A 13,813-nucleotide genomic window follows, 5' to 3' on the forward strand; every position below is an offset into this window, starting at 1 on the left:
TATGAAAAAAATTCTTGTACTTGGCTACATAATCAGAGCTCCCTTTGGGGGACTTTGCTTTCATCATTTGCAGTACTTGTTAAGCTTAAAGAACTTGGGTCATGAAGTGCTTTTCTATGAGGACAGTGATGACTATCCAGGCTACTACAATAGCCAATCTATAGAAATAGCCAAACATTTAGGCTTCGACTTTATTAATAAGCTTTTTGCGTACTACGGTCTAGAAAATAAATGGGTTTTCTTTGATTCAGGAGTTAATGTTTGGCATGGTTTGTCACGAAACACATTCCTTAACTTTTGTTCTCAGGCTGACATAGTTCTAAATCTTTCTGGAGTTAATGTGTTGAGGGAATGGTGGTTGAAAATTCCTGTAAGGGCTTTTGTTGATACAGATCCTGTCTTCACTCAAATAAAAAATATTACGGATCCAAAGTTTAAAGAACTTGCTGCTGCACATACATGTCATTTTTCTTTTGGTGAGAATATTGGCAGGAATACTAGCTTGGTTCCTGATGATGGGTTTGATTGGAAAGAAACACGGCAACCAGTTGGAATTGAAATTTGGAAAGTAGCGACAGCGGTGAATTGTGGTCGGTGGACTACAGTTTTACAGTGGGATGCATATGATAAGTGCGAATATAGCGGAGAGATTTATGGGATGAAAAGTGCCTCCTTCAACAACTTTATAGATCTGCCGGCAAGAACGGGTGAGAAATTTGAACTAGCTATCAAGGCTGATGAAAAGACAATTATTTGGTTAGAAAATGCCAACTGGTTAACAGTGGGATCCCTCATTCCAACTAAAGACTCCTGGAGCTATCAACTATATATTGCAGAGTCAAAAGCAGAATGGAGTATTGCGAAGCAAGGTTATGTAAAGACAAGAAGCGGCTGGTTTAGCGAGAGGAGCCTTTCATATTTGGCTAGTGGCAAACCAGTTGTTGTTGAGAATACCGGATTTTCAGATTTTTTACCAGTAGGTGAGGGCGTTTTTTGCTTTTCTACATTGGAAGAAGCTGTAGAGCATATTGCTAGGGTAAATAAAGAATATGCACGCCAATGTGGGAATGCTAGAACTTTTGTAGAAGAACATTTCGAAGGTAAATCAGTATTGATGTCCTTATTGAATCGTCTTTCATAATTACATGTAAACTTATCAATAGCAACTCGTGATACCGAACATCATCCACTTCATTCTTTTTGGGGACAGGCCCTTCAATCATATTCACTATGTAGCTATTAAATCAGCTTATGAAGTAAATTACCCTACTAAGATTTTTTTTATTTGTGAGGAGGAGCCAAATTCAAGATGGTTTAGTAAATGCATTCCTTTCATAGAATTAGTAAAATTGAGAGCTCCGAAAACTGTGTTTGGTAGGCCATTGCTTCATAATGCTCATAAAGCCGACGTAGTAAGGCTTGAACGACTAATAGAGTATGGAGGAATTTATCTTGATCTTGATACTATTTGTGTACGACCTTTCAAAGATTTGTTGGAACATGACTGTATTTTAGGGAGAGAATATGTCATTTGGGAAGGTAAGAAGTATATAAAAGGTCTAGGCAATGCAGTCATTCTTGCTAAACGCCAATCAAGTTTTCTGGTTCGCTGGTATGAAACTTACAAAAATTTTCGTTCGATCGGAAAAGACCAATATTGGGCGGAACAGTCTGTTCATGTCCCAGAGCTGCTGTCGAAAATTTATTGGGATGAGATAACTGTCTTGGATGAACTTGCATTTTTCACACCAAGTTATGATGCGGAAGAGTTGAATATGTTTTTTGAAGGAAATCACTGCTATCCCAATTCTTATGTCCATCATTTATGGGAGAGCGTTTCGTATGAAAGTCATCTATCTAATTTGTCCCCATCCGCTATTCTAGGTTCAAAATCTACCTATGGCTTGGAAGCGAAAAAATATATCGGGCCAGCCGACATCTCTTCCTGAGGCATCTAAAGTTCTAGATGTGTTTAGAAACTTTTCATACAGTGTTCGTCTATAAATGCAATAAGAGATTCTTCAAACCAAAGTGGCAGTTTATAAACCGGGGGAGGTACAAATTGAAAGACAACCCCTACAACCCCTCCATCCTCGGGTTAATAAAATTATTCAACTTACTACCAAATCTGTAGTTGATACCAAAGCCTGTGTATAGCGTATAGTCGGTAGCTATTTGCCGTCTGCGGGTTAGTACATCCTGCTCCGATGCTTTTCCTTTTACAAGGTAAACCTGGTCGCGGACGATGCTGCCGCTGGTGTACATGTATATTGATAGGCCACCAGTAATGCGCACGTTCATGTTGATGTTGAGCGAAAGGTTGTTGAGCTGTGGGTCGTGCAGATAGTTGCGGTAGGCTAGCAATGAGTTGAGATTGCCCCATCGCTTGTTGAGCGTTAGGTTGGCTTGTGCTACTTGCCCATACAGCATTTCTTTTGTCTGGTAGTAGATGGTTGTATCATAATACCTGTTTTGCCTCGCATCTAAGCCGTAGCTGATGGTAAACAACTTCGTGTTCACTTCGCTGTAAGGAAAGATAGAGTATTCTATACCACCTTTGAGTAAGATCCGTTCTTTATTGTTGCTATAAGTGTTGTTGCTGTATGAGGCCCTGTAGCCGATGCCCCAGTGGCTGCCAAGGCTTTTGATGAGCGAATGCGCGATCTCGTAGTTTGAGTTGATAACCTCGAAGTCTACGTTGGTGCCATTGTCCTCATATGTATAGATTGATTGGTTATAGCCTCCTGATGCACCAAAGTAAATGCGACTTTTGTCAGTTATTCTATTGGCGGTAGTGTATCCTGTTCCGTTCAGGTTTTTGTACACTTGTTCGGCATTATAAGTGCCGTCTACACCCACGCGAAATACCCAGTAGTTCCAGGGATCTTTTGTTGTTTCAGCTTTTAGTTCCTGCTCTTTTTTCCTTTCCTCCGTTTTCATATCTACCGCTATCCATTTTGCATAAGGTGTTCGGGCAAGAAAACGAAGTAGACCGATTTTTAGAGTGCGCAACAATTCGTCCCTGTTCTCGGCTTCAGTGGCATTAGGTTCAGTATTGAAGCTATAGGTTTCTTGTTCTTTATCAAACTTGTTCTGGCCAAAGAATATGAGCTGGTAGTTTTTGCCACCGTTTCCATTTTCTACTGCAGTTATCAATACATGCACATCGGCTGCTAACTGGTCATTTAGGAAATCAACCAATTTTATTTCGGAACGTATGTAGTTGAAGTCGCACCACACATTGCTACAGTCAATAAAAACCTTCAATTTTTCTGCAGGCCCTTGTGAGCAAACAGCAACATGAATAAGTAGGAAAAAGATGAGCTTTGTAAATCGCATGGTCGATTTGTTGATTATCAATAATAAAGCGGCAGGCATTGTTAAGGTCTTTCAACAAATCTTGGAGAAGGAAGCTGCAATTCGGTCAGTAATATACAAACTCCTCGCATTCATTTACTACAGTGATAGATATTCTGCAAAAGGAAAAACCGCTACTTTCGACGCTGTAAATGACAGCCGCACCTGATATACGAACCGTTGATGTTACCCGCTATGTAACACCCTTGCGTGAAGGTGGTTCGCTGCCGGCTATTGCCGAGGCAGATGATGGTTTCATGTATGTCATAAAGTTTCGTGGTGCGGGCCAGGGAGCTAAAGCACTAATAGCTGAATTAATAGGCGGTGAAATAGCAAGAGCACTGGGTTTTAAAATGCCGGAAATTGTTTTTTGCAATCTTGATGAAGCCTTTGGTCGTACAGAACCTGACGAGGAAATACAGGATCTGCTGAAGGCCAGCGTTGGTCTCAATCTCGGCCTTCATTATTTATCTGGCGCCATCACATTCGACCCTGTGGTGAATAATGTGGATCCGATGCTTGCTTCCAAAATAGTTTGGCTCGACAGCCTGCTGATGAATGTTGACCGTACGCCGCGTAATACCAATATGCTCATGTGGAACAAGGAGCTATGGCTGATAGATCATGGCGCCGCATTGTATTTTCACCATGCATGGCAAAATTTGGAGAAGCAGGGACGAAGACCGTTCCCGCAGGTAAAAGACCATGTGCTGCTGCCACTTGCTTCGCAGCTAGACGCGGTTAACGATGCTTTTCTACCTATTCTCCCGGCTAAAAAAATACAAGCTATTGTTTCTGTAGTGCCCGACGAATGGCTGCAGGATGAAAATGGAACTGCCGAAGAAAAGCGGCAAGTGTATGTTGATTTTCTTGTGTCTCGTCTAGCAATCTCCTCTCAAATTGTAAAAGAAGCCCAGGATGCCCGCCAAGCACTTATTTGAATATGCCGTGATACGGGTAGTGCCACGTGTGGAGCGTGAGGAGTTCATGAACGTGGGCGTGATCGTTTATTGCCGCGACCTCAAGTTCCTGCAGATAAAATATGAACTGAAGGCTGAACGTCTGCGTGCATTTTCTGCAGGTATAGACCTGGAAGAATTAGAGCATCGCCTGCAGGCATTCTTCAAAATCTGTTGCGGCAAACCCGATGGTGGTCCAATAGGTGAATTGCCTCTTGCTTCACGTTTTAGATGGTTGGCTGCGGCACGTAGTACCATTGTACAGGTATCTCCTACTCACCCGGGACTTACGCACGATCCGCAGCAGGCACTGGAGAAACTATATCATCAAATGGTTTTGTAGTTTCTTTTTCCGGTAAAGAAGTCGAGGCTTATTGCATCTGATCGCTGTGTACTACCCAATGCTTTTCTTTTATTTTTTATACAGGTAGCATCTTTAGTTTTTTCTATAGACAATATGAACAGGAGCTTTTTAATTGGTTAAATATGGATAATCATTTTGTTGGGCCTTCAGCACATGCCCTATTCCTGTTACGAATTAAATATTGTATTCTTACTAACTAAAACTATCAATTATGAGAAAGATCAAAACCATGCTGAGTCACAGGTTTATTTTTGTACTAGTAGTGGCGTCATTTGTTCTCGCCAATATTGCATGTGGTAGTAGTACTGAAGAAACTGAAGCTTCTACAACTACCGGTTCAGAAACTGTGGATACTACACAATTTAGAAACACTGATACATCGCAGGTTCCCAACTTCAGGAATGATGATGAGGATACTACAAGAGGTGTGAAAACACCTAAGCTATAGCATACCATTAATTAGTTTTTGCATGATGGTTTTTGCCTCCAATCCTGGCAAGAAACCAATGCTCTACCCGGTGATGTGATCGCGTAAGCAAAGTAGCAATGATAGAAAAAACAATAAGCTCAAACAGCGGTACATGATTGGTTAAATTAACCACTACCGGGTGCAATAGCAGTGTTATGTATTCAAAAAACATAAGCAGCGATACAAGGCCAAGGTATTCAATATATCTTGGCTTTACTTTCTTATTGCGCAGGTAAAGCGTAAAAATGAACAGTAGCGGAATTAACACACCAATACCTATGTATTGAAGTCTTTGTTTCCACTCATATTTCTCTTTTATTATAAGTTCTTGTATTTCTTTTTGTCTTTGTTGTTCACTTAATGTTAGCAGGTAACCTTCTTTTATTTTTTCTATACTATGCAAGGAATCCTTAACTGCCATTAGATGTTGCTGGTATTTATAAGCACTGTCTATTTTTTGTTTACTGTCGTAATAGTTAACCAAAAAAGTGGAAGTTTCGAGCAGCCTGCGCTGAAAGCCAGCTGCATTTGATATGGCAAATGAAAGTTGAGCATAATGTCGGGCAGAGTCTTCAGCTTGTAATGCAAGAAAGGTTTTAGCTAAGCCAAGATAATTTTCACTAAGCATATCATCATCACCTGTTTCTTTCAAAAAAGGAATCGCCCTCCTGTAATTTTTTAATGCAAGATCAAATGTTTCAAGTTTCAAACAAACATTGGCCTGGTTGGTTAGCGCTGTTCCTACCAAGTTATCATCTCCAGCAGATTTAGCTGCAGCATATGCCCTGTTAGAAAAATCCATGGCAGAGTCCAGCTTGTTGAACTTTTCGTAGATGTCACCAAGATTCAACAAGGTATATTTACGGTGGTTGATAAGGTTGTTTTCAACAAGTATTGAGTCTGCCAAAAAAGTATAATCAAGTGCCTTTCGGTATTCATGTTGAAATAGGTAAACTGTAGCAATATTTATTAGAGCAATGGCATGGCTGGTGGGATTATTTCCCTGTTCTACTATCTTCAGGCTTTGAATGTACAGCTCCAGCGCTTTAGGGTAGTTGCCCACCCAGTTAAAAGCATTAGCCATTTGGTTCAATGATTGAGCTTCGCCTTGTTTGAAATCAATTCTCCTCGACAATATCAATGCATCCTGCGCCAGGATCAGTGTTGAATCTGGTTTGCTCCCTTGGTATAAAGCTGCCAGGTTATATAGGAGGATAGCGCGGTTGCTATCATTCTTTTCATGCTTTAGTAGTTGCCGGATGCTGTCTGTTTCACTACGTTGACTTAGCGCTATAGTGCAATTAACTGTTACCGCTACTATTGCTATTGCCATTTTAAGAATGTACATTAGATGCAGTTGTGGTTTAGGCGATAAAATTTAATGTTACTCATTTCTTTAACTGTAGATAGGCCTATTCATATTCACTGCTCTTATTACTCTGTGAAAAACTCTCTATGCTCTTTGGGTAAAAAAAGAACACAATACACATTCACAATGGATAAGAAATTACTTCAGTGAACGGCAAAGCATGCTGGAATTTATTGCTCCTAATTTAATCTATATGTTGTCAATGGTCAACTAAAAACAAATATTATGAAGACGGCTGTGTTTTTACTACTAGTACTTTGCATGCCTGTAGTGCTAAAGGCACAAAAGAAACATGCACTCATCATTGGTATTGATAACTACTATGAAAGAAGGGGAGTAGTAAGTAAAAACATTAGCCTGAAAGGATGTGTGAACGATGCAATGGCTATTAAAGGATTATTGATGAATCGTTTTGGGTTCAAGGAAAATGAAATACAAACGGTATATAATGAAGAAGCCACAAAAGACAATATTTTAAGCAAGTTCATTTCGCTGGCAAACGTTTGCGGCAAGGATGATGTGGTTTTCATTTATTATGCAGGGCATGGCGTCACACTTTGGAATTCTTATTCACCTAAAGATGGCAAAAATCAAGGGATACTTGCCTCTGATCTTTATTCTAAAACTTCATCCCTCATTAGGGATAATGATCTTAAAACCTTTGTCAACAAAATGATTGATAAAAAAGCTGTCGTCACTTTTATAAACGACTGCTGCTTTGCCGGGGGATTGACTAAGGCTGCTCCGATAAGAGAAATTGATACTGTAGGTAGAATGAGGTCTATCAGGTACGTCCATAAAGAGCACGAGGATGAGGAAGATAGAGAAATTGAAGAAGCGATGAAGGATACGCTTCTTTCAAGGGCTTTGCCTGCTACTAATGTGGATATAAAAGATAAAACAATTGTACAGCGTCCAGAGGATAAGAAGAATTCCAGGTTTTTATTTTTTGCAGCAGCTACAGATTATGAAGAAAGTAATGAGCGGCTAGATCTGAACAATATTCCGCATGGTGCTTTTACTGCGGCATTCATCCATGTTATGAAAAAGATGCCTGTGTCTGCTACTAGTACCGAAATCCTGAACAACATAAACAAGGAGTTGACACGCCAGTACATATTTGGCTTACAAAAGCCATTGATGTATGGTGATCCTAACCGCTATAACATGAATTTATTAGGAAGTAATCTTCCGGCGTTATCAAATAAAACATTGGTAAGTGTTACTGCAATCAATCAAAATCAAATAATCTTATCAGGTGGTGCATCGGCAGGTTTAGCCAGGGGAAATACTTTAGCCGGTACAGGTAGTAAAAAAGCCATCAAATTAAGAGTGGATGCACTGGCAGGTTTAACCGCCGCAAAAGCAACCATTACGTATGGAAGTGCTGCTTCAATAAAAGTGGGAGATCAGTTTGAAGTAACAGGCTGGCATACCGTAAGCCTTCCCCGGCTAAAGGTTTATTTGCCTGCTTCCCCTTCTTTACATGCCTTCAACAGGTTTGTTAGTCAGGTGATACAACCTGCAATTTATGATGAACAATACAAAGACTACAACCAGGTACCGGGTGATTACAGTTTTAATATTTACTTCTCTAAAGATAAATGGCAAAGCATACAACAGCAGCTGGCTCCAATTGACAGGGGTACCTATAAAGTGAAAAGTTATAAAACTATAAATGAATCAAAAGCGTCCTTTGCTGTTAATTCCATTGATTTTAAAAAACTGAAACAGGAAGTGAGTAAACTTGATTACTTCATCTATTTGCCTTTGCCTGCAGAAGTATCTGCCCGGCTCAAATCGAACCTGGCATCCAACCAAAATATTCAGTTTGTAAATAATCCCTCAGAAGCAGATGTAAGTTTTTATGCTACTGTAGAAAGAGCGACGGGCGGGCTGATATTCTTAGTGAGTAAGGAAATCATAGGTGAAAAATTTTTAGATGGAGGCCATATGCGCGAAAGACATAGCCACAGGATAGAAGGGTATAACATCAAACAGGATGCTGTAAATAAACTGGCTGTTGATCTGCAAAATCTTTTGCTTTTAAGCGCGAGCTACAAAGGATGGCTAAATGAATATGCCAGGAGTACAAATAGATAATAATATCCAGCTAAGTCTGCTTTATTACTCAACAACTTGCCCCTATAATGAAATTGTTTCTACTCATCCCTTCGTTGATAGGATACTTATTTGTGGCTGCGCAAAACAGGCATGCCCTCATTATTGGCATCAACAATTATTATGAAAAGCCAGGACAGCTCCACTCTTTTAGCCTGAAAGGGTGTGTGAATGATGCAAAATCTATGAAGGCATTGTTACTGCACCGGTTTGGCTTCCGTGAAAGCGACATTGTTATGCTGCTCGACGAAGCAGCCACCAAAGACCAGATCAAAACTAACTTCATTTCCCTGGTAAACAGGGTTGCTAAAGACGACATTGTTTTCGTGTATTATGCTGGTCATGGCGTTACCATCCGCAATACTTTATCGCGCACTGGGCAAATGACCCAGGGCATTCTTGCGTCAGATTTTTACTCCGGTACATCATCTGTCATTTTCGACAATGAGCTGAAACGATACTACAATGCCATCATAGATAAAAAAGGTGTTCTAACCGTTATCAATGATTGTTGCTACAGTGGAGGTATGGCCGCCGGTATGGCTTGCTGCTTTAGGGAAATGGAAGAAGAGACAAGCAGGTCGATCTATTTTACGGAAGCGGTGGAAGATACAAGCGACATAGATGATACACGTGCGCTTACCGATCTTAACAGGGACCTGCGGGATGCCACGTTTGTTCAACCACCTGCTGAAAGACCCGGTTCACGCTTCTTATTTATTTCTGCCGCAACTGACACACAGGAAAGCAAAGAGCGGAACGATTTAAATAATAACCGCCATGGCCTTTTTACAACTGCATTGGTGAATGTGATGAAGCGTAACTCTGCTTCAATTTCTGGTAATGCTTTATTGAGAGGTGTAAAGGAAGAGTTGGACAAGCAGTTTGTAATCGGCTCGCAGGATCCTTTAATGTATGGAGACATCAACCGTTTCGACAAAAACTTATTAGGCTTTCCAGGTGCTGTACCAACTAACAGTACCCAATTGCAGGTAGTGGAAGTAAAGGGTAAGATGGTGTGGCTGAAAAATGCCATTGAACTAGGCCTTCACCGGGGTAATAAGTTGAGGGGCTTAGGCAGCAAGCAATATATCACCCTTGTGGTAGAGGAAACTGCAAATGGTAAAACCGCGGCAAGAGTAACGGCAGGGAATGCCGCAATATTGAAAGCAGGTGACGAAATGAAAGTGGTGGATTGGAATAGTCGGTCAATGCCAAGGTTGAAAATTTACCTGCCAGTTCATTCTATTTCGCTGGCTGAATACAATGCTATTGTAAAAAATGTGCTGCAACCTGCCCTGGCTGATCCGCTGTTCCAGGATTATGAAAGCTTAGGCCCTCATGATGTCAGGTATATCTACTATCACAACGGTTGGAAATATTGGCAAGCTAAAGAGGGAGACATGGTACGGGGAAGTACGCCTCCAAGCACTGCTATAAATCTTTCTTCATTCCAGCAACTGAAGCAAGCCATGAAAGATAAGTCCTACTTTATTTATCTGCCACTTCCCTCTGAGGTGTCAAAACAGCTAAAACAATTGCTAGCCGGAGATCAAAACATTCAATTTGTAACTAACCCTGCCGAGGCTGATATGGCTATCTATTCCGCTTACCACAACAGGGAAAACGAAATGGTTTTTGTGGTAAGTGTAGAAGTGGTAGGTAATCGCTTTGAAGGCAGCACCCATTTCCGGGAAAAATTAAGTCACTCTGAAGCAGCACCTCTGATAACTGCTAACCGGGTGCAACCTATTGCTGCAGCGCTCAGGCAAATAATACTAAAAAGAGCGAGTTTCAAGGGTTGGTTAAATGATTCCAGGATTTTTTCTTCCCTGTAGCCGGAGTAATAAAATTTTAACAACAAAATTTTAGTTGATAATCAGCTTGTTGTGCAGGTGCGGTAAAAAATAGTTATCTAAAACTTGTACATTTCCACATCATCCTCCTACCTTCGCCGCTCATTTTAAAATCCGGTGGGATAGCGCCGGTAATAATTAAACAACAGAATAATGAGCAAACTACATTTCACAACCAAACATGCGAACGAGGCTACCGTGCAGCGCAACTGGTACGTTGTAGACGGTACTAATCAAACCGTAGGTCGCGTATGTGCTAAAATCGCAGCAGTTCTTCGTGGTAAGAACAAAGCGTACTACACTCCACACGTTGATACTGGAGATTTCGTAATTGTAATCAACTGCGAAAAGGTAAAATTCACTGGAAACAAGCTGGATGAGAAAGTTTACCTGAACTTCTCTGGTTATCCAGGTGGTAAAAAAGAAGAAGTTGCTAAAGACCTTCAGAAGCGTCGCCCAGAGGTGATAGTAGAAAGAGCGGTAAAAGGTATGCTTCCTAAAAACAGGCTTGGCCGTAAGATGTACAAAAAGCTTTTTGTATATGCTGGTCCTAACCACCCGCACACTGCACAACAACCTAAGGAACTGAAGTTCTAATTCAACCAATCACAAATTTTCAAATTCCTCATAAATGGAAAAGCAAAAAAATGCCGTAGGTCGTCGTAAGGAAGCAGTTACCCGCGTATTCCTTAGCCGTGGCGAAGGCAAGATCACTATCAACGATAAAGACTACAAATCATACTTTCCACTGGTATACCTGCAAAACCAGGTAGAGCAGCCGCTGAAAGCTGTAGAAGGTGCTGACAAATTTGATATCAAGATAAATGCAACAGGTGGTGGTCTGAAAGGCCAGGCTGAAGCAGCAAAACTTGGTATTGCTCGTGCGCTTATCGAAACCAATCCTGAATTACGTCCTACTCTTAAAGCTGCCGGTTTACTTAAGCGTGACCCTCGTAGCGTAGAGCGTAAGAAGCCAGGTAAGAAGAAAGCAAGAAAGAGCTTCCAGTTCTCTAAGAGATAATGAAGAAGGTATCAGCCATGAGGTATGGGCTATCAGCAAGCAGCTGTTCTCTCACACCTCATACCTCATACCTGACACCATACATATTCAAATCATTTTAATACTCGTTTACAAATGGAAAATAACACTTCACTACAACAGCAACTTCTGGAGGCCGGCGTACACTTTGGTCACCTGAAGAAGAAGTGGAACCCAAAGATGTTGCCTTACATCTTCGCTGAAAAGAAAGGTATTCACATCATCGACCTGAACAAGACTGTAGAAGGTCTTCAGGAAGCTGCTGCAGCTATGAAATCTATTGCTAAAAGCGGTAAGAAGATCATGTTTGTAGCTACTAAAAAGCAAGCTAAAGAAATTGTTACTGAAGCTGCTCAAAAGATCAACATGCCTTACGTTACTGAGCGTTGGTTAGGTGGTATGCTTACCAACTTCAACACCGTGCGTAAGAGCGTAAAGAAAATGCAGAGCATCGAAAAAATGCTTGCTGACGGAAGCGCAGAAAGCCTTACTAAAAAAGAGCGTCTGACACTTACCCGCGATAAAGAAAAGATGGAAAAAGTATTAGGTGGTATCAGCCAACTTGGCCGTGCCCCGGCTGCTTTGTTCCTGGTAGATATAGGTCACGAGCATATTGCGCTTGCTGAAGCTAAGCGTCTTGGCATCACTACTTTTGGTATGGTTGATACCAACAGCGATCCTAACAAAGTTGACTTTGCAATCCCTGCAAACGACGATGCTACCAAATCTGTAGCCATCATCACCAACTACATCGCTGCTGCTATTGCAGAAGGTCTTGCCGAAAGACAAGCAAACAAAGATGAAGACGGATCTGATGATGTAGACAACGATGCAGAAAAGCGTGCTGCTCGCCTGCAAGCTGAGGCAGAAGCTGAAGCTGGTCGTGGTGGTCGTGGTGGTCGTGGTGCCGGAACAAATGCTGGCGGTGGTGCCGGTGGTGCACAAAAGCGCCGTGTACCAGGTGGTGCAAGCCGTCGTCCACAAGGTGGCGGACCTAGATAAGCTGATTAGTTGATAAGTTGATCAGTTGATAAGTAATGAAGATTATGTAGTCAGCTGATCAACTTCATTCAACTACTGTTGCGTCGCACACTTGTGCTATTGTACAGGTGTCAGCAATTGCCAGTTGGCAGACGTGAAACATCTAACGTGAGAAATCAGCAATGTAGAGGTTACTTATTCCAGTCTCGCCTCTCACATCTCACGACTTTTGAATTTTTAATTTTGACTTTTTAATTTATATAATATGTCTACTGCAACTATTACTGCACAAGATATCAATAAACTTCGCCAGGCTACCGGCGCCGGTATGATGGATTGCCGTAAAGCACTTACTGAAACCAATGGCGATTTCGAAGCTGCTATCGACTGGCTGCGTAAGCAAGGTCAAAAAGTGGCTGCTAAGCGTAGCGATCGCGAAGCAAAAGAAGGTGTTGTAATTGCACGCACCAACTTCGAGCACACTGCAGGTATCGTAGTTCATATCTCTTCTGAAACTGATTTCGTAAGTAAGAACGCTGATTTCGTAGCTTTTGCTACCAGCATTGCTGATGCAGCTATTGCAAACGATGTAAAGAGCGCAGAAGAACTGAACGATGTAACCATCAATGGTGCTAAGGTTTCTGACATGATCAATGATAAACTGGCTTCTATCGGTGAAAAAATTGGTGTTGCTCGTTTTGAAAGATTGGAAGCTCCTTATGTTGCTTCATACATCCACGGTGCTAACCGTATTGGTGTACTGGTTGCTTTCAACAAAACTGCTGAAGAAGCTGGTAAAGATGTAGCAATGCAGATTGCTGCTATGAACCCGCTGGCTGTTGATCCAAGCGCAGTTCCTGCTGATGTTATCGAAAGAGAAAGAGCAATCGTTACTGAGCAGATAGCAGCTGATCCTAAGATGGCAGGTAAGCCAGCTGAAATGATTGCTAAAATTGCTGACGGTAAATTGAATTCATTCTTCAAAGACAATACACTGGCTGCACAGCCTTATGTAAAAGACAACAGCAAATCAGTTACTGACTTCCTGAAGAGCGTAGACAGTGAACTGAAAGTTGTAGATTTTAGAAGAGTAGCCCTTGGATAATTATCATTTGGTTTTAGATATTGAACCCGCTGCACATTTGCAGCGGGTTTTTTGTTTTAGCGCATTTCCAATTAAAAATTAGGCTCTACCAGCTTATTTATATTCTTTTACCAGCACTTGCTTTACACCTTAGTGCTTATTTTAATGCATTAAATATGGAAATAACCTATTCTTCTATATGTGGTAGAATGGG

Annotated in this window: 13 protein-coding genes; 11 read left to right on the forward strand and 2 right to left on the reverse strand. The window is 41.3% G+C overall.

Going from position 1 to position 13,813, the window contains the following annotated elements:
- The first annotated feature begins 1 nt into the window (after position 1).
- Both J4N22_RS12935 and J4N22_RS12940 read left to right on the forward strand, forming a co-directional pair.
- Entirely contained in the window at positions 2 to 1,141 is a 1,140-nt protein-coding gene (locus tag J4N22_RS12935; RefSeq protein WP_207495205.1) for a glycosyltransferase family 1 protein, read from the forward strand.
- 28 nt (positions 1,142 to 1,169) lie between these two features.
- Entirely contained in the window at positions 1,170 to 1,949 is a 780-nt protein-coding gene (locus tag J4N22_RS12940; protein WP_207495206.1) for a glycosyltransferase, read from the forward strand.
- A gap of 127 nt (positions 1,950 to 2,076) precedes the next feature.
- On the opposite strand, the gene J4N22_RS12945 is transcribed toward J4N22_RS12940, so the two are convergent.
- A complete protein-coding gene (locus J4N22_RS12945) occupies positions 2,077 to 3,339 on the reverse strand; it encodes a hypothetical protein (RefSeq protein ID WP_207495208.1) in 1,263 nt (420 codons plus the stop codon).
- 170 nt (positions 3,340 to 3,509) lie between these two features.
- On the opposite strand from J4N22_RS12945, the gene J4N22_RS12950 reads away from it, so the two are divergent.
- From J4N22_RS12950 to J4N22_RS12960, 3 genes are all read left to right on the forward strand, one after another.
- Complete coding sequence (locus J4N22_RS12950) at positions 3,510 to 4,298, forward strand: HipA family kinase (RefSeq protein ID WP_207495210.1); 789 nt, start codon at positions 3,510 to 3,512, stop codon at positions 4,296 to 4,298.
- Complete coding sequence (locus J4N22_RS12955; protein WP_207495211.1) at positions 4,276 to 4,659, forward strand: DUF3037 domain-containing protein; 384 nt, start codon at positions 4,276 to 4,278, stop codon at positions 4,657 to 4,659. The genes J4N22_RS12950 and J4N22_RS12955 overlap by 23 nt, the downstream gene beginning before the upstream one ends.
- Positions 4,660 to 4,891: 232 nt before the next feature.
- On the forward strand, positions 4,892 to 5,128 hold the full coding sequence (locus J4N22_RS12960) for a hypothetical protein (RefSeq protein WP_207495213.1): 237 nt from the start codon (positions 4,892 to 4,894) through the stop codon (positions 5,126 to 5,128).
- 7 nt (positions 5,129 to 5,135) lie between these two features.
- Here J4N22_RS12960 and J4N22_RS12965 read toward each other — a convergent pair whose 3' ends face one another.
- A complete protein-coding gene (locus J4N22_RS12965; RefSeq protein ID WP_207495215.1) occupies positions 5,136 to 6,497 on the reverse strand; it encodes a tetratricopeptide repeat protein in 1,362 nt (453 codons plus the stop codon).
- Between the two features lie 246 nt (positions 6,498 to 6,743).
- On the opposite strand from J4N22_RS12965, the gene J4N22_RS12970 reads away from it, so the two are divergent.
- The 6 genes from J4N22_RS12970 to tsf all read left to right on the forward strand — a co-directional run bounded on the left by J4N22_RS12970 (position 6,744) and on the right by tsf (position 13,620).
- Positions 6,744 to 8,621: a caspase family protein gene (locus J4N22_RS12970; protein ID WP_207495217.1), complete on the forward strand. Its 1,878-nt coding sequence runs from the start codon at positions 6,744 to 6,746 to the stop codon at positions 8,619 to 8,621.
- A gap of 47 nt (positions 8,622 to 8,668) precedes the next feature.
- Entirely contained in the window at positions 8,669 to 10,477 is a 1,809-nt protein-coding gene (locus tag J4N22_RS12975) for a caspase family protein (protein WP_207495219.1), read from the forward strand.
- 171 nt (positions 10,478 to 10,648) lie between these two features.
- Positions 10,649 to 11,092 carry a 50S ribosomal protein L13 gene (gene rplM, locus J4N22_RS12980; protein WP_207495220.1) on the forward strand — a complete coding sequence of 148 codons (444 nt, stop codon included), beginning with the start codon at positions 10,649 to 10,651 and terminating at the stop codon, positions 11,090 to 11,092.
- 34 nt (positions 11,093 to 11,126) lie between these two features.
- Positions 11,127 to 11,516, forward strand: a complete 390-nt coding sequence (rpsI, locus tag J4N22_RS12985) for a 30S ribosomal protein S9 (RefSeq protein WP_207495222.1) — start codon at positions 11,127 to 11,129, stop codon at positions 11,514 to 11,516.
- 114 nt (positions 11,517 to 11,630) lie between these two features.
- Positions 11,631 to 12,536 carry a 30S ribosomal protein S2 gene (gene rpsB / locus J4N22_RS12990; protein ID WP_207495224.1) on the forward strand — a complete coding sequence of 302 codons (906 nt, stop codon included), beginning with the start codon at positions 11,631 to 11,633 and terminating at the stop codon, positions 12,534 to 12,536.
- A gap of 244 nt (positions 12,537 to 12,780) precedes the next feature.
- Complete coding sequence (gene tsf / locus J4N22_RS12995; protein WP_207495225.1) at positions 12,781 to 13,620, forward strand: translation elongation factor Ts; 840 nt, start codon at positions 12,781 to 12,783, stop codon at positions 13,618 to 13,620.
- The last annotated feature ends 193 nt before the right edge of the window (positions 13,621 to 13,813 follow it).

The sequence above is a fragment of the Aridibaculum aurantiacum genome (genome assembly GCF_017355875.1).
Taxonomy (GTDB): domain Bacteria; phylum Bacteroidota; class Bacteroidia; order Chitinophagales; family Chitinophagaceae; genus Segetibacter; species Segetibacter aurantiacus.